The organism is Paenibacillus sp. SAFN-117 (genome assembly GCF_051966115.1).
GTDB lineage: Bacteria > Bacillota > Bacilli > Paenibacillales > NBRC-103111 > Paenibacillus_L > Paenibacillus_L residui.
Genome location: NZ_JBQCLK010000017.1, coordinates 46,259 through 64,388 on the forward strand (window position 1 = coordinate 46,259; position 18,130 = coordinate 64,388).

Sequence of the window (18,130 nt, forward strand, 5' to 3'; positions counted from 1 at the left end):
AGGAGAACAAACGATGAAAAGAATATTCTTTTTACAGGATTCCTCCATATTCAAAAAAATAATGGCTGCCTTTTTGGCGGCCTTGCTGCCGCTTATGGCCATTACCTGGATGATTAATGAGCAGGGGGCCAATAATATCCGCAGTGAAATATCCGATTCGATTTTAAATACGACGCGGTTTTATTTAGACTCTCTGGATAAGGAGGCAGAGCGGATCAGCCGATATTTGCCTAACTACGTCATGGACAGGGATTTAATGGAAGTGGCGGCGACAGGCGAGCAGATGAACTCCTATGAGCGGTCCTATAAAATATTGGATATTCAGCACCGCCTGGATTTGATGAAAAATTCCAGTCCGTTTATTCGCGAGGCAAAGGCGTACATTCCGCATATCGAGCGCACTGTGCTGAGCAACAGCTTTGAAACCATGCTGAATGAGGAAGAATATGAAGCGATGCAGCCAGGCAGGAAGCTTTATACCGAGCCCTTTATTTATTGGCAGGACCGGCTGTTTATTACGATGCAGTACCCTGCAGCCAAGAAGGAACCGCTCTATGTGGTGGGCGTAGAGCTCTCAACCGGAAAAATTAAAGAAACATTGGCGCAAATCGGCAACAGCAGGGGAGGCCAGACCGTATTGGTTAATCTGGAGCGCGGCTGGGAAATCAATAGCGGCTCCGACTTGGAATTGCATGATCTGATGAAGCAGTTGGCTTTCGAAAAGCAGGCTGCGAAAATGGATGAAGGCTATGATACGATCCATTATAAAAGTAAGCGATTTCTAACCGTATTCAAGTATTCCAGCCTCTGGAATTCATACATGATAACAAGCATACCGGAAGAGAAGGTTCTCGGTTCATTGCAAGTATATAAAACTTTGTTTTGGTGGGCTTGTGTGCTTGCCGTTTTTATTGTGCTGTTCTTTACCTATTTTTTAATCCGGTTAATATACCGTCCGTTGATAAAGCTGGTGCGTTCCTTCCGCCGCATGCAGCAAAACGAGCTGGAGCCGATCGTGATCGATCGCGGGAAGGACGAGTTCGGCTATTTATACCAGGCTTTTAACGATACGGTGAAATCTTTGAAAACACTGATTGAGGAAAATTATGAGCAGCAAATTCGCACTCAGCGCTCGGAGCTGAAAAGATTGCAATCACAAATTAATCCTCATTTTTTATATAATTGCTTTTTTGTGCTTTGCCGTTTGATTAAATCCGATAGCCAGAAGGAAAAGGCCTACCGGTTCTGTTTATACATCGGACAATATTTTCAGTTCATTACTCGCCATAATGATGACGACATCCTGCTGGAGATGGAGCTTGAGCATTCCCGCACTTATGTGGAGATGCAGTCGATCTGTTACGGGGATCGAATACAAGTGCTGTTTGAAGTCGAAGCCCCGCCGATTGAAGTCCCCCGGTTGATTTTGCAGCCTATTATTGAAAATGCCTATAAGTACGCCCTCGGCAATATGCCGGGCACGGGCGAGCTATGGGTGCACAGCAAGCTGCGCAATGATGCTTTTTATATTTATGTAGAAGATAACGGCGAGTTCATTACGGACGACGAGATAGAAGCGCTTGGCAAGAGGCTGCGTTATTCAACGAACCAGATGGAGGAGACAACCGGGCTGCTTAATGTTCATCGCAGAATTCAGCTTCGTTATGGAGAAGAGTTTGGGATTACCGTGTCACGCTCTGAGCTTGGCGGGCTTCAAGCTATTATTAAACTGAGCATGAGCTAAGGAGGAATCGCCATGTACAGGCTTTTGATCGTAGATGATCTGCCGATTATTGTAGATGGTCTTCTGGAGTTGTTCGAGAAGACGGAGCATTTGGAGCTTGAAATCATGAAAGCTTATTCCGGCGAAGAAGCGTTGGAAGTGCTGTCTCATCACCGGATGGATATTGTGATTTCGGATATTAAGATGTCCGGCATTGAGGGCATTGAGCTTCTGCAGGAAATAAAATCGCAGTGGCCGGAGTGCAAAGTTATTTTATTGACGGGGTACAATGATTTTCACTATGCGAAGAGCGCCCTTACGTTCGGTGCCTTTGATTATTTGCTGAAAGTGGAAAGCGACGAGAAGATCATCCATGCCGTTGAACGGGCGATAGAGAAAATTGAAGAGGAACAGGATCAGGCGCAAATGATCTTGCGGGCCCAGGCCAAAATGAGAATAGCGCTGCCTTCCTTGCAGAAGGAATATATTTGGGGCTTATTGCAAGGCAAGACTATGACGGGGCAGCAGCTTCGGGACGCTTTTGCGGAAATTGACATTCCTCTTGACGCATCGCTGCCTGTCTATTTGCTGATTGGCCGGATCGATGCCTGGAAGGAAATATTTACGGCGCCGGACAAGGCTTTGCTCGCTTACGCTCTGCAAAATATCGGTGATGAGTATTTATCCGCCCATGTGCGCTGCTTCTCAGTCGTATTTGACATGAACAAAATGGTGTGGATCTTTCAGCCTAAAGCCAGTCCGGAGTTAACGGCGGATACCGGTACTGCGGAATGGGCCAAGGCATACCGCTATGTGAGCGGCAATTTGGAGACGATACAGGCTACCGGCAAAAAGCTGCTGAGCCTCTCCATATCTTTTCTTATCGGCAGTGAGGCAGTCCCATGGAATCGGCTGTCGGATCGTTTTCATGCGATGAAATACGGTCTTGTGCAAGGCCATGGTTTGTTCCATGAAATCATTATGACAGATAAAGATATTCAGAAGTCCGCGGAAAAAGAGAAGGCGAAAAGCTATCATGACGGCTTTATTCACGCTCGCGTACAGCTGCTGATGAGCTGTCTTGAAAATAATCACCGCGAGCAGTTCAATAAACTTTTTGTTGAATTGACAGACATCTGGAAAGATCCGGATACTTCTGATGGGCGCAAGGTTGAGCTGTACCATTCCATATCTGCGGTATTTCTGGCGCATTTGCACAAAAATAAAGAGATGCGAGACAATATGAATACCCAGATCAATTTGGATATGCTGTTCCGCCAGGAGGAGACCGCTTCGTGGACGGAGCTAATTCCGTATTATTGGCAAATTGCGGACTGCTTTTTTGAATGGAATGCGATTAGAGGAACAGAGCTGCCGACGGAGATCGTGGGTAAGGTGCACCGCTATATAGAGGAGCATATTGCGGACGATATATCCCTAACCGCTCTTGGGGATTATGTCAGCTTGAATCCCTCGTATCTATCAAGGCTATACAAGCAGATAACGGGAATCGGACTCTCTAAATACGTAAATGATTACCGCAATGTCATTGCAAAGGACATGCTGCTCAATACATCCATGAAGGTCAATGAAATTGCCGCCAAGCTCGGCTATAATTCAGCGCTTGCCTTTTTCCGCTTCTTTAAGAAGCAAAATGATATGACGCCGCAGGATTTTCGGACGGCCCGCGCCGAAACGGTGCAGCAAGGTCAATAAATGTATATGGAATGTAAGCAATGATCTCTTTATGATGCACGGTGTCACCCCTTACAATGAAATTAGGATGCAATTGTATATGCAAGGGGGAAGAGCATTGAAAACATTAACGGCTGTACTGTTAGGCGCAGGCAGCAGAGGAAGATACATCTATGGACCGTATGCGGAAAAATTTCCGAATGAGCTGAAGTTTGTTGCGGTAGCCGAGCCGGATGATGAACGCAGGCAACGTTTTGCGGAGATTCATCAAATCGCTGAAGAGCATGTTTATAATTCTTGGGAAAAAGCATTCGAGCAGGGAAAAATAGCCGACGTGATGATCATCTGCACGCTTGATCGGATGCATTATATACCGGCAATGAAAGCGCTGGAGCTTGGCTACCATGTCATGCTGGAGAAGCCGATGTCGCCGAATGTACGGGAATGCATAGAACTGGAGCAAGCTTCCCTTAAGCATAAGCGGTTGCTGGTGGTCACGCATGTGCTTCGCTATTCCCCGTTCTGGTCGGGCATCAAGAAATGCGTCGAGGACGGGGAGCTGGGTGCAATCGGTACCATTCAGTTAACGGAGAACGTAGGCTATCACCATATGGTTCATAGCTACGTACGCGGCAATTGGCGCAATTCCGAGGAAACAAGCCCGATGATTTTGGCCAAATCCTGCCATGACCTGGACCTCATCTCCTGGCTGATGGATGAGCCGTGCACAGCGGTCAGCTCCTTTGGCTCATTGCTTCATTTTAAACCCGAGAACGCGCCGGAGGGTTCGACGGACCGCTGCATCGATGGTTGCGAAGTGGAGAGGGAATGTGCTTTTTCAGCGATTAAAATGTATTTGCAGCAGCCAGCCGACCAATGGGCGCGCTATATGACGCACGATTTATCACGGGAAGGCATTATACGGGCGCTTAAGGAAGGACCGTTCGGCCGCTGCGTCTATCGCTGCGATAACAATGTTGTCGATCATCAAGTCGTCAATATGGAATTTGCCAGCGGCGCCAACGCTAACTTTATTATGTCGGGATTAACCAAGAGCGGTACTCGCCGTGTGCAAATTATGGGTACGCAGGGAGAGATCATCGGCGACATGGATAAAGGCTCATTTACGCTGTACCGCTATGCGACGGGCGAAGAGATTGAAATTAAATGCAGCGTGCAGGAAGACGGCCACGGCGGAGGCGATGAGCGTATGGTGAGCTCCTTCCTCAAAAATGTACATCAGTTCGACCGCAACCCATCCCAAGGTCTTACCTCGGCTACAGCTTCGTTGCAAAGCCATTTGATTGCCTTCGCTTCCGAACGATCTCGTTTACAGCAAGGCAGAAGCATAAAGCTGACTGAGATGTATGAGAAGGAAGAAGCGGGCGTTTAATTGAGAAATCTGCGGAAAGCGCAGTAATAATGGCGGACATCCGCGGCGTCCGGGCTTGGGAAGAGCGTACCCCGGAGGCCGCACAAGTTCGCGGGCTAAGAAAGGAAGGGGGAATGAAATTTTTTTGTTATTGAAAGCGATTCCAAAGAAGGCTTGTGCCGGATTTTGTGAAAGGGGGGATCCATTCGGGTATTCATCACAAAGCAAAGATTTCAGGCATACCTACACTCGAGATTAAGAAAAGGAGTTGACCCAGATGATTTCGAATAAGAAATGGGGATCCGTCCTGATGGCAGCAGTATTGCTGATGTCCCCGGTTTCGGCAGTGCAGGCGAAATCGCCTGTTTCGGCAGCATCTTCGGCAGTGGAGGAGACGCAATTCCGCAATCTTGCGGCCGATCTCCCTTATGAATGGTCCGAGGAGCCGGAAGCGTCGCGTCCTGACGTCGGGTACAAGCTTACGGACGGAAAATACGGCACATTGGATATGAATGACCCTGCATGGGTAGGGCATCTGCGTGGAAAAACGCGGGAGGTCGTCTTCGATCTCGGTGAGGAAAAGTCAGTCGGAAAGATTACATCTCACTTTTTCCAAGATTATCCCACCAACTCGATCCTCGTGCCGCTGACAGTATCGATGTATGTCTCCGACGATAAAGAAAATTGGGGACTGCTTTCCCATAACGCCACCCAGCTGCTCTGGGGGGAAGGACCGCCAAGACAGGAGACCTTCGAATGGGACGGCAGCCGGGATGGAATCAAAGGCGGTTATGCGGACGGCAAGCTGGCTTATGCCCGTTATGTTAAAGTAACCTTTACGATGCATCCTTCGCAATGGTCATACATTGACGAAATCGAAATTATAGGTACGGATGACATGGTCGAGGGGGCCGTGAAGGTTTCTGCCGAGCAGCCTCGTTTTTTGGAGCCGGGAGAAGCTACGGCCGGTATCCGGAATCTGAATCTGCTGTATAACGGACAATATGCAGATGGTTTGGGTGACTGGAGCAAGAAACGGATCATCCCTAACATCAGTTATGTAAATAAAGATGGCGAGCCTGTCGACTGGCTTTTTGACGGCGTTCTATATCTCGGACTGGCTTCGCCGGCCGGCCGTGACTTCGGTGTCGGGCAAACGATCCTGGAGGACTGGAAGTGGTATTTGGATAAAACCTTCGCAGCCGCAGGGGATATGCAGCAGTTGAATGAGGCTGCAGTGGAAGTCGGAACCAAGCTGAACCAGCCTGATCATAAAGTGAAGGTTGTGCTAATGATTCTGAACCCGGGGGAATACGTAAACGACTTTGGCGACGTTGACGGTGACGGAGTATCCGAAAGCTTCAACGACTCTGTTGTCGGCCAAGAGAAAGCGCTCGAAAACCGGATAAAAGTGGTGCAGTGGTGGCTGGATCAGGTCCGCCAAAGATGGCAGGAGGCGAACTATTCCAATCTGGAGCTCGTCGGCATGTACTGGCTGGAAGAGCAAATCAGCACAAGCGAGACGGGCCCGGATTTGGTTAAAGCCGTAAGCGACCAAGTCCATAACATGAACCTGAAGTTTTTCTGGATTCCTCACTCCTTGGCTTATAAAAGCTTTATGTGGAAAGATTTAGGCTTTGATGCCGTGGCGCTTCAGCCTAACTATTTCTTCGGCGGAATGGATTCCGACCGCTTGGAAGACGCCGCGAACTTGGCCAAGCAGTATGGAATGTCGAACGAAATCGAGTTCGATGACCGGATGCTGACGGACGACGTATTCCGCGAGCGCTATATCGAATACTTGGACAGCGGCGCTGAAACCGGCTTGATGCAAAATGGATTCAGGGCTTATTACCAAGGCAATAAAACCGTTTACAACTTAGGGGTGAGCAAGGACCCAAGTTTGCGTTTAATGTATGACTGGCTGTACCAGTTCTTGAACGGAACGTACACGATTGACAGCAGCCCGACGCTGGAGACGATGGCGGAGCTTGTAAGGGGTTATGTCGCGTCGAATGAAATCAATGCGGCTTTTGGCGATGAGTTGTCGTATCGATTGCAGATCATCAAGCTTCTTCTGGACGAAAACAAGCCGAAGGACGCCGTAACGTATATGCAGGATTTTCTCGCGCACATTCACGACCCGGCCGTGCAAGCGCAGGGGTTGATTTCGGCCTCGGCGGCAACGCTGCTTGATACTTACGCCCAAGTTCTCATTCAAACTTGGTCTGAAGGCTGGGGCCTCAGCAATCTGGCTCAAGGTCTAAGCTATACAATTTCGCGACCGCCTAACAGCAGCTATCCCGATTCCGGGAATGAGCTTACGAACGGCCTATTCGGCGGGACGGATTTCCGCAACGAGCAGTGGCAGGGTCATGCGGGAAGCGCCTACCCCGAGGAACGAAGCCGCACCATCACATTTGATTTGGGCCGCAACAAATCGATCGGGGTAGTTAGAGCCCATTTTCTTCAGGATCAAGGACCCGGCATCTATGCCATAATGCATAGTAACTCTAATAAAAGCCATGGGAGCAGCGTTACTTTCACGCTGTGACCTATGGCTTCTGCTTTTGAATCGGGTGTTGATAACCCATGGGAAATATGTGCCGGAGATATTTAGTCAATCGGCTGGAGGCGGAAGTCCGTGCAGCGGGGGAATGAAAGTGGTTACCAGAGAGAGTTTTAGCGTCGTATTCCAGCCAACCGAATAATTTGTATCAATTCCGTTGTTAACGTGTGCATAAATATGGTATGGTAGAAGCAGAGGTGAACATGATGAGCGTAACGATCAAAGACATAGCGAAGTTGGCCAACGTTTCGCACACTACGGTTTCGAGAGCGCTTAATGGAAGTCCCTTGATCAACCGGGAGACGAAGGAGAAAATACAGGAAATTGCCAGGAAACTCCATTATACGCCCAATTTCAGTGCGAAGAGCCTTGTTCTGGATCGTTCCTACAACCTCGGGTTGTTTTTCTCGACGTTAAATGAAGGGACCTCTGCGGGCTTCTTCTTCGAATCGGTTCGGGGAGTCAACAGCGTGATCAAAGGGACCTATAATCTGGTCGTTCGCGGCATCGATGATTATACGGATTTTAAGGGGATATCGCGGAAAAGCTTCGACGGTCTTCTGGTGATGAGCCAAAGCGCCAAGGACGATGACTTCATCCGTCATGTCCGGGATATGCAAATACCATGCGTTGTGCTGAACCGCCATGTAGACAGCTTCGATGCGGTCAATATTTTATCCGACGACCGTCAGGGGGCCTTTCAAATCGTAGAGTATCTGATCAGGGAAGGGCACCGCAGGATAGCCATCATCGAGGGAAAAGCCGGCTTCAAATCCACTCAGGAACGGAAGAAAGGCTATCTGGACGCTATGACCAAGTACAAACTGCCCGTTCGGAAGGATTATCAGGTTCAAGGAAGCTATGACCTGGAGAGCGGTTACCATCGTATGAAGGAGCTGCTGAAGCTGGGAGCGGATGAGCTGCCGACCGCCGTTTTCTGCTCGAACGACGACATGGCTGTAGGGGCGATGAAGGCTGCCTTGGAATACGGGTTAACCATTCCTGACGACCTGTCTTTGGCCGGCTTTGACGACAACCTGTTCTCCGGGTATCTGTCTCCGGCTTTGACTACGGTCAAGCGTCCGGTGGAGCAGATGAGCCGTAAAGGCGCGGCCGTTCTGGTTGATCTTATTGAGACCAAGGAACAAGTTAAAGATACGGTCTACCTCCGTACGGAATTAATGATCCGTGATTCCGTGTCCCGGCCGCGGGAGGCTCTAGATAAAGCGAAAACGGCTGGGCCGTCGTCAGCAGACTGAACCGGATGACACAGCCGCTTGGAAATATGAAGGAGGCATCCATAAAATGGACATTTTACATGACTTGTTAAAGGACATCCCGATTCCGCAGATGGTCCGGATCCGGCAGAAATTCGACCGAACCGTCGTCGAGAATCCCAAGGAAAAGCTGGAGGAAGAGCTGGCCAAGCCGGGAGGGATCGATCGCATTCAACCCGGGCAGCAGGTTGCGGTTGCCGTAGGAAGCCGCGGGGTAGCTAACATTGATCTCTTTACGAAGACGACGATCGATGCCATCAAGGCTGCCGGAGGCCGGCCCTTTATCGTCCCCTGTATGGGAAGCCATGGCGGCGCTACGGCAGAAGGGCAAAAAGAGGTTCTGCATCATCTTGGCGTCACGGAGGAAGCGATGGGAGCACCGATTCGCTCTTCCATGGAAGTGGTGCAAATTGACCAGCTTCCTAACGGGCTTCCGGTCTATGTCGACAAATACGCCTATGAAGCGGACGCTATCGTTGTCATTAACCGGGTTAAGCCGCATACGGCTTTCCGCGGGCCGATCGAGAGCGGAATTATGAAGATGATCGCCATCGGCCTGGGCAAGCAGAAGGGGGCGGAGGCATGTCATCAGCTCGGGTTCAAGTATATGGCCGAGAATGTCCCCGCCATGGCCCAGATTATGATCGACAAGCTTCCGATTCTGTTCGGAGTGGCGCTGGTTGAGAATGCGTATGATGAAACCTGCCGCATTGAAGTGCTGCCCGCCGAATCGATCCGGGAGAGGGAAGAAGAGCTTCTGGTGGAAGCGAAGCAAAGGCTGCCCAAAATTCTGTTCGATCAAATTGATGTCCTTCTCATCGATTACATCGGCAAAAATATTAGCGGCGACGGGATGGATCCGAACGTAACCGGCCGTTACCCGACACCTTATGCCCAAGGGGGACCCGAGGTGTCGAAGATGGTTGTATTCGATCTGACTCCGGAGACGAAGGGAAATGCCAACGGGGTGGGAACTGCCGATTTTACGACCCAGAGGCTGGTTGACAAGACCGATTTGAAGGCGACTTACGCCAACGGGTTGACTTCAACGGTTTGTGCGCCGACGAAGATTGCAACGACGTTGGCCAACCAACGGGAAGCGATTAAAGCTGCCGTCAAAACCTGCAACATCCTTGACTACACCAAGTGTCGGATGGTCAGAATCCGCGATACGCTTCACCTCGGCGAGATTGAAATCTCCGTCAATCTGCTGGAAGAGGCAAGAAAGCATCCGGATATCGAGATCTTGTCGGAGCCGTATGATCTGAAATTTGACAGCGAAGGGAATTTGTTCTGAATGAGTGTAGCTAAACATTATGTCATCGCCGCCGATTTAGGAACAACAAGCACAAAAACTTTGGTTATAGACCGCGGGGGACGGGTGGTGGCTTCCCATTCCATCGAATACCCCCTTCATACTCCGCGGCCTGACATCGCCGAGCAGGACCCGCTGGAAATTTGCGAGGCAGTCATCCGCGGTATAGGGGAAGTCATACGTAAAGCGGGGATCTCCTCCCATGAGGTGCTCTGCGTATCATTCAGCTCGGCTATGCACAGCCTGATAGCGGTAGACCGGGAAGGGCAGCCTCTGACCCCTTGCATAACCTGGGCGGATAACCGGAGCATCTCCTATACCGGACGGCTGAAGACGGACGGGAAAGGGCATGAAATCTATTTGCGCACCGGAACGCCGATTCATCCGATGTCTCCGCTTACCAAGCTGATGTGGATGAAGGATCATCAGCCCGATGTGTTCCAACAGGCCTATAAGTTTATTGGGATCAAGGAATTCGTCTTCGCCCGCCTCTTCGCGCGATATGTTATCGATTATTCGCTGGCAAGCGCTACAGGGATGTTCCATCTGCGCAATCTGGATTGGGACCGGGAGGCGCTGGAGATCGCCGGAATTACTGCGGACAGACTATCCGAACCCGTACCGACCACCTATTGTCTGGAAGGGCTGCAACCGGATACAGCCGCCCGTATGGGTCTGGCCCCGGACACCCCCTTCGTTGTCGGAGCATCGGACGGGGTTCTGGCCAACCTGGGGGCGGGCGCCTTCGAGGAGGGCATATATTCCGTAACGATAGGTACGAGCGGAGCTGTTCGCGGAGTCGTCCGCGAGCCGCTAACGGATCCCCGCGGCCGTTTGTTCTGTTATGCTTTGAAAGAGGATTTCTGGGTGATCGGAGGACCGATCAACAATGGAGGGATTATGTTCCGCTGGGTCAGGGATCAGCTCGCAACGCTGGAAGCGGAGGAAGGGCGGCGCAAGGGAATGGACCCTTATGATTATTTGACCCAGTTGGCCGAAGAAGTCCCTGCCGGCTCCGGAGGGCTGTTGTTCTTGCCGCTCATGCTGGGTGAGAGGGCCCCCTATTGGAACGCTAACGCTCGCGGAGTCTTCTTCGGTTTGTCCATGTTCCATGAGAAGAAGCATATGATCCGTTCGGTTCTGGAGGGGGTTGTTTACCGCATCCATTCGGTCGTTCAGGCGTTGGAGGAGATAGGAGGCAATACGAAGGAAATTCGCGCTTCCGGCGGATTTGCCCGCTCCCCCTTCTGGCGGCAGGTGATGGCCGATGTGCTCGGCACTCCGGTCACCGTTCCGGATTCCATCGAGAGCTCGGGGCTCGGGGCGGCACAACTGGGGCTTCTTGCCCTCGGAGAGGTCGGTGATTTCAGCGGAGTACACGATTGGGTGAAAGCGAACCATCGGCATGAGGTCAACCCTGCCAATCATGAGCTGTACCGGGAATTGACGGAAATCTATTTACGGGTATACAAGCAACTGGCCGGCGAGTTTGACGCGATCTCGGCATTTCAGCATAAGTATGTTGAATAAATCTTTTTAGTCTTGACATTCCAATCCCAGGAGGTACAAAATGAACTTATTCGATTTAACCGGTAAAACGGCAGTCATCATCGGCGGAAACAGCACTTTGGGCGGCGCCATGTCCGTCGCATTGGGCGGTCACGGAGCGCAAGTAGCGATTGTTGGGCGCAATCAGGAGAAGTCCGAACAGGTCGTTCGGCAAATCCAGGAAGCGGGCGGACAAGCCAAGAGCTTTACGGCCGACGCAACGAGCGCGGATGATTTGCGGCGGGTGTTGGAGGAAGTGATTGCCTGGACCGGACGGGTGGACGTGCTTATGAACTGTCCGGGCGTAAACAGCGCCACTCCATTCTTCGAGCTGACGATGGAGGAATGGGATCGCATTATGGACGTTAATTTGAAGGGTGTTGTACTAGCCTGTCAAATCTTTGGCAAACATATGGTTGACAAGGGAGAAGGAGGCAGCATTATCAATATCTCCTCGGTGTCGTCGGATCCGCCTTTGTCCCGGGTATTCACTTACTCCGCTTCGAAAGCCGGCGTGAACAGCGTGACGAAATATTTGGCAAGGGAATTCGCTCCGAGCCGGGTACGAGTCAACGCCATTATTCCGGGCTTTTTCCCTGCGGAGCAAAATCGTAAAATTTTGTCCGAAGAACGCATCGCGTCCATCATGAGCCACACTCCGATGCAGCGTTTCGGCGAAGCGGAAGAGCTGCAGGGAGCTGCTGTTTTCCTGGCCTCGGATAAAGCCTCCAGTTTTGTAACCGGGGCGTTGATCCGTGTGGATGGCGGCTTCGGTTCGATGACTATTTAACATGGGTGTGCACGGTAGAAGCGATCCATGAAAGACTACATTAAAACGGCCGGCCGGAACGGAGGACGTCCCAACATCCACTCCGGCCAGCTTGAGATTTCAGGAAGGGAGAACGTATATGTCTAAACAACAAATAGGCGTTATCGGGTTAGCCGTAATGGGCAAGAATCTGGCATTGAACATCGAGAGCAGAGGGTTTACCGTCTCTGTTTATAACCGGTCTCCGGAGAAGACGAAAGAGCTGCTGGCAGAACATCCCGACAAGAAGCTGGTAGGTACATACAGCATGGAGGAGTTTGTCCAGTCTCTTGAGGTTCCCCGCAAAATTTTAATAATGGTCAAAGCCGGCGAGCCGACGGACGCCATGATCAATCAACTCGTTCCTCTTCTGGATAAAGGGGATATTCTGATCGATGGGGGCAATGCTTATTTCCCCGATACCCAAAGAAGAAACAAGGAGCTTGAAGAGCATGGTATCCGCTTCATAGGAGCGGGGGTTTCCGGCGGAGAAGAAGGGGCGTTGAAAGGACCTGCCATTATGCCTGGAGGCCAAGAGGACGCTTACCGTCTTGTTGAACCGATTCTGACCGCCATTTCCGCCAAGGTGAACGGGGATCCGTGCTGTACGTATATCGGGCCCGACGGCGCCGGCCATTATGTAAAGATGGTTCATAACGGAATTGAGTATGGGGATATGCAGCTTATCTGCGAAGCGTATCACCTGCTTAAAGATGTGCTCGGTCTGAATACGGACGAGCTTCATGAAATTTTCAGCGAATGGAATAAAGGGGAGCTGGACAGCTACCTGATCGAGATAACCGCCGATATTTTCGGCAAGCGCGATCCGGACACCGGGCTGCCGATGGTGGATGTTATTCTTGATTCTGCGGGACAGAAGGGAACGGGCAAATGGACAAGCCAAAGCGCTCTCGATCTTGGAGTGCCGTTGTCCATTATTACCGAATCGGTATTCGCCCGCTTCATCTCCGCCATGAAGGAAGAGCGGGTGGCCGCCAGCAAAGTGCTGAAGGGACCCGGCAGCCAGCCATTTGACGGAGATAAGAAAGCGTTCATCGAAGATGTCCGCAAGGCGCTTTATGCCAGCAAAATTTGTTCCTACGCCCAAGGCTTCGCCCAGATGAGAGCAGCCTCCGATGAGTACGGGTGGAACTTGAAATACGGCAACATCGCGATGATTTTCCGCGGCGGCTGCATCATCCGCGCAGCCTTCCTGCAGAACATCAAGGATGCGTATGACCGCAATCCGGAGCTTAACAATCTGCTGCTGGATTCTTACTTCAAGGAAATCGTGGAGAGCTATCAGGATTCCTGGAGAAAAGTCGTTGCGGCTGCAGTTTCGCGCGGTATTCCGGTTCCTTCCTTCGCATCCGCTCTGTCTTATTATGACAGCTATCGTACGGAAAGACTGCCGGCCAACCTGCTGCAAGCACAGAGAGATTACTTCGGAGCGCATACGTTCCAGCGTGTGGATAAGGAAGGGACTTTCCACTTCCAGTGGATGAATAACTAAGACGGATCGGTCAAGCCGTAGCAGGCTTCCCGCATCCAGATCCTGATCCGGTCAAGTTCTTGATCGTATACGGGACGGCGATGGATCAACATCATGGCCGTCTCGGCAAAATATTGAAAATTCTTCAACAGGCGTGGTTGGGGAAGGTCCAGCAAGGCAGGATCTTCTTCAGCCACCCTTTTTTTTATCAGCTCCAGCACCCAGACAACATCATCTCTGCACAGCGGATGGTTCGGATGCAGAATTTGTTCAAGCCGGCTGCGGATCGGCTGGTTCGGTTGGGACGGCAGCATCAAGGCCAACTCCTTTATTTATCGGTGATAAAAAGAGTATTCTTTGGTTGTCCAAACTTGGGCGCGCAAGGTTCCATAAATCTGACCGCACTTTTAGTCTTGTACAACTAATCTATTCACATCCTTGCTGTAAACATGATAATTTATTCATAATGGGTGCAAATAAAGGTTTGCTAAAGCATAAAGGAGTGGGAGCATGGATTATAATAACGTGGTGCTAATCGGCTTCATGGGCACCGGTAAAAGCACAGTAGGACTAGCGCTGGCGGACAAGCTCGGCTGGCGGTTCGTGGACGCGGATAGAGAGATTGAGCAGAAAGAGGGAAGACCGATACCGCAAATTTTCTCTGAGGACGGAGAAGAATATTTCAGATCTGTGGAAAGCGCGGTTATAGCAGAAATTATGCAGGGCAGGCGGCAAATTATTTCTATGGGGGGAGGGGCTGTCCTCGCTCCGGTTAACCGGGAGGAGATGAGCAGGAACGGCCTGGTCATCGCATTGACTGCTTCCCTGCAAACCATTGTACAAAGAGTGCGTACGGATCAGAATCGGCCTCTGCTGCAAGGCAATGTAGAGGAGCGGGTAGCCGCTTTAATGGAACAGCGTAAAAATGCGTATGATTTTGCCGATATACATATTAATACGGATGAGCTTCCGGTGCAGGAAATCGTGGACCAAATTGTGGAAGCTGCGGGTGAGGCGGGGAAGAAGCTGCTATAGCTTCTCCCATTCCAACATACCGCCGACCATGTTCTTAAGGCCTGTCACGCCGACGGAGGCCAAATATTCGCATGCTTTGCCGCTGCGGTTTCCGCTTCGGCAGATGACGATGATTTCGTCGGCCTGCGGGATTTCCCGGTATCGCTCCGGCAGTTCGCCAAGAGGAATATGCTGAACTCCGGGGATCGCTCCTTGGGCGATTTCTTCATCCTCCCGGACGTCAAGCAGATTCAGCTTCTCTCCTTTGGAGAGGCTTTCCTTAACCTCGGATGGAGATGCATGCGGGGAGCCATGTCAAAGAGAAGCTCTTGAGAGCCGGGGATTACAATGTGGGAGGAAAAAGCAGGATACATTCCCAAGGCGGCGGCCATATGGTACACTTAGGTCGATTGAACTGCAATGCCTTATACTTACAGCAACGAAAGACCAATAACGATTTGCAAAGGGAGAGTCAGACCAGATGAAGGCTATCGTAAAACCTGCGCCGGAACTTAAAGGTACGATCAATGCGCTATCGTCCAAAAATTATACGACCCGGTATATGCTCGTCGGTGCTCTTGCGGAAGGGACGAGCACCTTGTATTATCCTGCCCACAGCGAGGACAGTGATGCCATGCGCCGCTGTATTCGCGACCTTGGTGCCATTGTCGAAGAAGACGATGAGAAAATGACCATCACCGGCTTCGGCCGTCATCCTAAGCCCGTGCCGGAATTGAATGTCGGCAACGCCGGTGCGGTGTTGAGATTCCTGATGTCGGTCGCCGCCTTCTGCCCGGAGCTGACCTTCGTCAATACGTATCCCGAGTCGCTTGGCAAGAGACCGCACAACGATTTGATTGACGCTCTGAAGCAGATGAATGTCCGCATCGATCACAACGGCGGCAAGCTGCCGATAACGATATACGGCGGGCAGCCCAAGGGCGGGAAAATTAAGGTCTCCGGTAACGTAAGCTCCCAATTTTTAAGCTCCTTGCTTTTCATGACCCCTCTTCTTGAGGAGGACAGTGAAATCGAAGTGCTGCACGACCTGAAATCGAAAATTATCGTTGGGCAGACGCTGGAAGTATTGGAACAGGCGGGAATCCGTATAGAAGCGGATGACGATCTGATGCGTTACCGGATCCCCGGCAGGCAGCGATACCAGGCCCAGGAATATAAAATTCAGGGAGATTATCCCGGGTCCGCCGCCATTCTGGCTGCTGCAGCGGTCACTTCTTCCGATGTTGCCGTTCATCGATTGGAAGAGAACAGCAGACAAGGTGAGAGGGCTGTTGTCGATGTCCTGCGGGCGATGGGCGTTCCGCTTACCCATCGTGATGGAATTGTCCATGTTCGGGGGACGGGCTTGCTTAAGGCCGGAGAGTTTGACGGGGATCATTTTACCGACGCCGTATTGGCAATGGTAGCCGCTTCCGTCTTTGCCGAAGGTACTTCGCGATTCTACAATGTGGAGAACCTGCGTTATAAAGAGTGCGACCGGATTACCGATTTTGTTACCGAATTGAATAAGGCAGGGGCTTCGGTGGAAGAGAGGCAAAGTGAAATTATCGTTCACGGGAAGCCGGAGGGCGTGGAAGGCGGCGTAGAGATCGACGCGCATTATGATCACAGGGTGATTATGGCGCTGACGGTCGTCGGATTACGTTCCAAGCAGGGGCTTGTCATTCGGGATGCGCACCATGTGGCGAAATCTTATCCACATTATTTTGAACATTTGCTTTCCCTTGGAGCAAATATTGAGCTGCAGGATTAAAGGGTTGTTTCGAGAATATTAGAAAAAGAGTGATTGCGAATGAGCGGTGTTGGCAATGTGCTTAAAGTAACATTGAGTCTTTTGCTGATCATCTCATTGGCTATATCCAGCGGAGGATTAACTCTGGCTCTCTATGCCAAAATCACGGGCAAACCATGGGCATTCTCTGCTGCGTTCGTAGCGGCGGACGACAATCACAGGCAGGATGACCAGAACGCAGGAGATGAAGAGAGTACGGAGGACGGTGAGGCCGCTCCCGAACCTTATCCTTCATCCGCCATGCTGACGGCCCCGGCTATTCGCCAATATCCGGAGCTCTACTCCGGATGCGAAGTGACGAGCCTGGCCATGCTGCTGCAGTTCGCCGGATTTGACAAGGACAAGATGGAGCTTGCCGAAGAGATGCCCAAGGACCCTACTCCGATCCGATATAACGAGGATGGCTCCATCGCTTATTGGGGGAATCCGAATTTGGGCTTCGTCGGGGAAGTGACCGGCAAGGCCAAAGGGTTCGGTATTTTTCATACGGCTCTGATCAAGCAATTGGAGAGCTACATCCCGTCGGCGGTCGATTTGACCGGCGGGGAATTTGAAGACATCGAAAGACATATCGCCGGCGGAATTCCGGTTATCGCCTGGACGACGATTACGTTCAGAATACCGGATAAATGGGTGGTATGGGATACCCCCATCGGCCCCATTAAGACAACATTTATTGAGCATGCGGTGCTGGTTGTCGGCTATGATGAAAACTATGTTTACGTCAACGATCCTTATTCAGGGAAGGCCCAGGTTAAGGTGGATAAAGCCAGATTTATCGAAACCTGGGAGCTGATGGGCAAACAAGCTATCACTTACACAAATTAGGGCAGCCTATTATAAGATATTGTCTTGCTTCACAACCATCCTCGGAGGTGTTTGCCATGTCGTTCAATAACCCGTCTCGGGAAGAAATCAAATCCATTCTGGAGAAAGCGGCAAATATTGCTGTCGTCGGTCTGTCCGACAATCCGGATCGGACTTCGCATATGGTTTCTCAGGCGATGCAGAAGAGAGGCTACCGCATCATTCCTGTCAACCCGAACGCCGACCAAATCTTGGGCGAGAAGTGCTATGCTTCACTATCCGACATTCCGGAGCCGGTAGATATCGTCAATGTCTTCAGAAGAAGTGAGCATACGGTGCCCGTGGCCCGGGAGGCAGTAAGCATCGGGGCTAAAGTATTCTGGCTCCAGCTTGGAATTATTAATGAAGAAGCGGCACAGATCGCCCGCGAAGGTGGTCTGGAGGTTATTATGGACCGATGCATCAAAGTGGAGGACTCCATTCTGCGCCCCAACCGCTAAGCAGTGAACCGCCCGAATTCAGGGCGGTTTCTTCATTTTCACCAGTAGTATCCATAAATAAAAGGCCGGGACTTGGCGGACACTATTAAAGGCTTCCTCCGGAAACGGCAGGGAAGACCTCACATTATTCAAGGAGGACAATGGCGTGTATAACCAAAACACTTTCCATTCGGCAAACTACCGCGGAAACCAACCGG

The 18,130-nt window shown here is 51.1% G+C and carries 14 protein-coding genes and 1 pseudogene; 13 read left to right on the plus strand and 2 right to left on the minus strand.

Annotation, left to right across the window (positions count from 1 at the left end; translation table 11 throughout):
* Positions 1-13: 13 nt before the first annotated feature.
* The 9 genes from ACTHRH_RS12800 (at position 14) to gndA (ending at position 13,820) form a co-directional block, all read left to right on the plus strand.
* Positions 14-1,744: a sensor histidine kinase gene (locus tag ACTHRH_RS12800; protein ID WP_440415850.1), complete on the plus strand. Its 1,731-nt coding sequence runs from the start codon at positions 14-16 to the stop codon at positions 1,742-1,744.
* A 12-nt stretch (positions 1,745-1,756) separates the two neighbouring features.
* Complete coding sequence (locus tag ACTHRH_RS12805) at positions 1,757-3,439, plus strand: response regulator transcription factor (protein WP_440415852.1); 1,683 nt, start codon at positions 1,757-1,759, stop codon at positions 3,437-3,439.
* A gap of 97 nt (positions 3,440-3,536) precedes the next feature.
* Complete coding sequence (locus ACTHRH_RS12810; RefSeq protein ID WP_144933620.1) at positions 3,537-4,811, plus strand: Gfo/Idh/MocA family protein; 1,275 nt, start codon at positions 3,537-3,539, stop codon at positions 4,809-4,811.
* Between the two features lie 256 nt (positions 4,812-5,067).
* Entirely contained in the window at positions 5,068-7,344 is a 2,277-nt protein-coding gene (locus ACTHRH_RS12815) for a DUF4855 domain-containing protein (protein ID WP_440415855.1), read from the plus strand.
* A gap of 221 nt (positions 7,345-7,565) precedes the next feature.
* Positions 7,566-8,618, plus strand: coding sequence for a LacI family DNA-binding transcriptional regulator (locus ACTHRH_RS12820; protein ID WP_144933619.1), 1,053 nt, complete (start codon positions 7,566-7,568; stop codon positions 8,616-8,618).
* Between the two features lie 46 nt (positions 8,619-8,664).
* A complete protein-coding gene (locus ACTHRH_RS12825; RefSeq protein WP_144933618.1) occupies positions 8,665-9,933 on the plus strand; it encodes a lactate racemase domain-containing protein in 1,269 nt (422 codons plus the stop codon).
* Positions 9,934-11,481, plus strand: a complete 1,548-nt coding sequence (gene gntK, locus ACTHRH_RS12830; RefSeq protein ID WP_144933617.1) for a gluconokinase — start codon at positions 9,934-9,936, stop codon at positions 11,479-11,481. It begins immediately after the preceding gene.
* 40 nt (positions 11,482-11,521) lie between these two features.
* Positions 11,522-12,289, plus strand: coding sequence for an SDR family oxidoreductase (locus tag ACTHRH_RS12835; protein ID WP_144933616.1), 768 nt, complete (start codon positions 11,522-11,524; stop codon positions 12,287-12,289).
* 118 nt (positions 12,290-12,407) lie between these two features.
* On the plus strand, positions 12,408-13,820 hold the full coding sequence (gene gndA / locus ACTHRH_RS12840; protein WP_144933615.1) for an NADP-dependent phosphogluconate dehydrogenase: 1,413 nt from the start codon (positions 12,408-12,410) through the stop codon (positions 13,818-13,820).
* Here gndA and ACTHRH_RS12845 read toward each other — a convergent pair.
* Entirely contained in the window at positions 13,817-14,113 is a 297-nt protein-coding gene (locus tag ACTHRH_RS12845) for a hypothetical protein (RefSeq protein WP_144933614.1), read from the minus strand. The two genes, gndA and ACTHRH_RS12845, sit on opposite strands and share 4 nt — an antisense overlap.
* A gap of 196 nt (positions 14,114-14,309) precedes the next feature.
* Between ACTHRH_RS12845 and ACTHRH_RS12850 the strand changes: the two genes are divergently transcribed.
* Entirely contained in the window at positions 14,310-14,834 is a 525-nt protein-coding gene (locus ACTHRH_RS12850) for a shikimate kinase (protein ID WP_144933613.1), read from the plus strand.
* Here ACTHRH_RS12850 and ACTHRH_RS12855 read toward each other — a convergent pair.
* A pseudogene (locus tag ACTHRH_RS12855) lies at positions 14,829-15,098 on the minus strand (rhodanese-like domain-containing protein); the annotation flags it as partial. The gene ACTHRH_RS12850 and the pseudogene ACTHRH_RS12855 sit on opposite strands and share 6 nt — an antisense overlap.
* 196 nt (positions 15,099-15,294) lie before the next feature.
* On the opposite strand from ACTHRH_RS12855, the gene aroA reads away from it, so the two are divergent.
* The 3 genes from aroA to ACTHRH_RS12870 are packed head-to-tail and all read left to right on the plus strand — an operon-like array spanning position 15,295 to position 17,933.
* Positions 15,295-16,587 carry a 3-phosphoshikimate 1-carboxyvinyltransferase gene (aroA, locus tag ACTHRH_RS12860; protein ID WP_144933611.1) on the plus strand — a complete coding sequence of 431 codons (1,293 nt, stop codon included), beginning with the start codon at positions 15,295-15,297 and terminating at the stop codon, positions 16,585-16,587.
* Positions 16,588-16,626: 39 nt separating this feature from the next.
* On the plus strand, positions 16,627-17,454 hold the full coding sequence (locus ACTHRH_RS12865; protein ID WP_144933610.1) for a C39 family peptidase: 828 nt from the start codon (positions 16,627-16,629) through the stop codon (positions 17,452-17,454).
* Positions 17,455-17,510: 56 nt separating this feature from the next.
* Complete coding sequence (locus tag ACTHRH_RS12870; RefSeq protein WP_144933609.1) at positions 17,511-17,933, plus strand: CoA-binding protein; 423 nt, start codon at positions 17,511-17,513, stop codon at positions 17,931-17,933.
* The last annotated feature ends 197 nt before the right edge of the window (positions 17,934-18,130 follow it).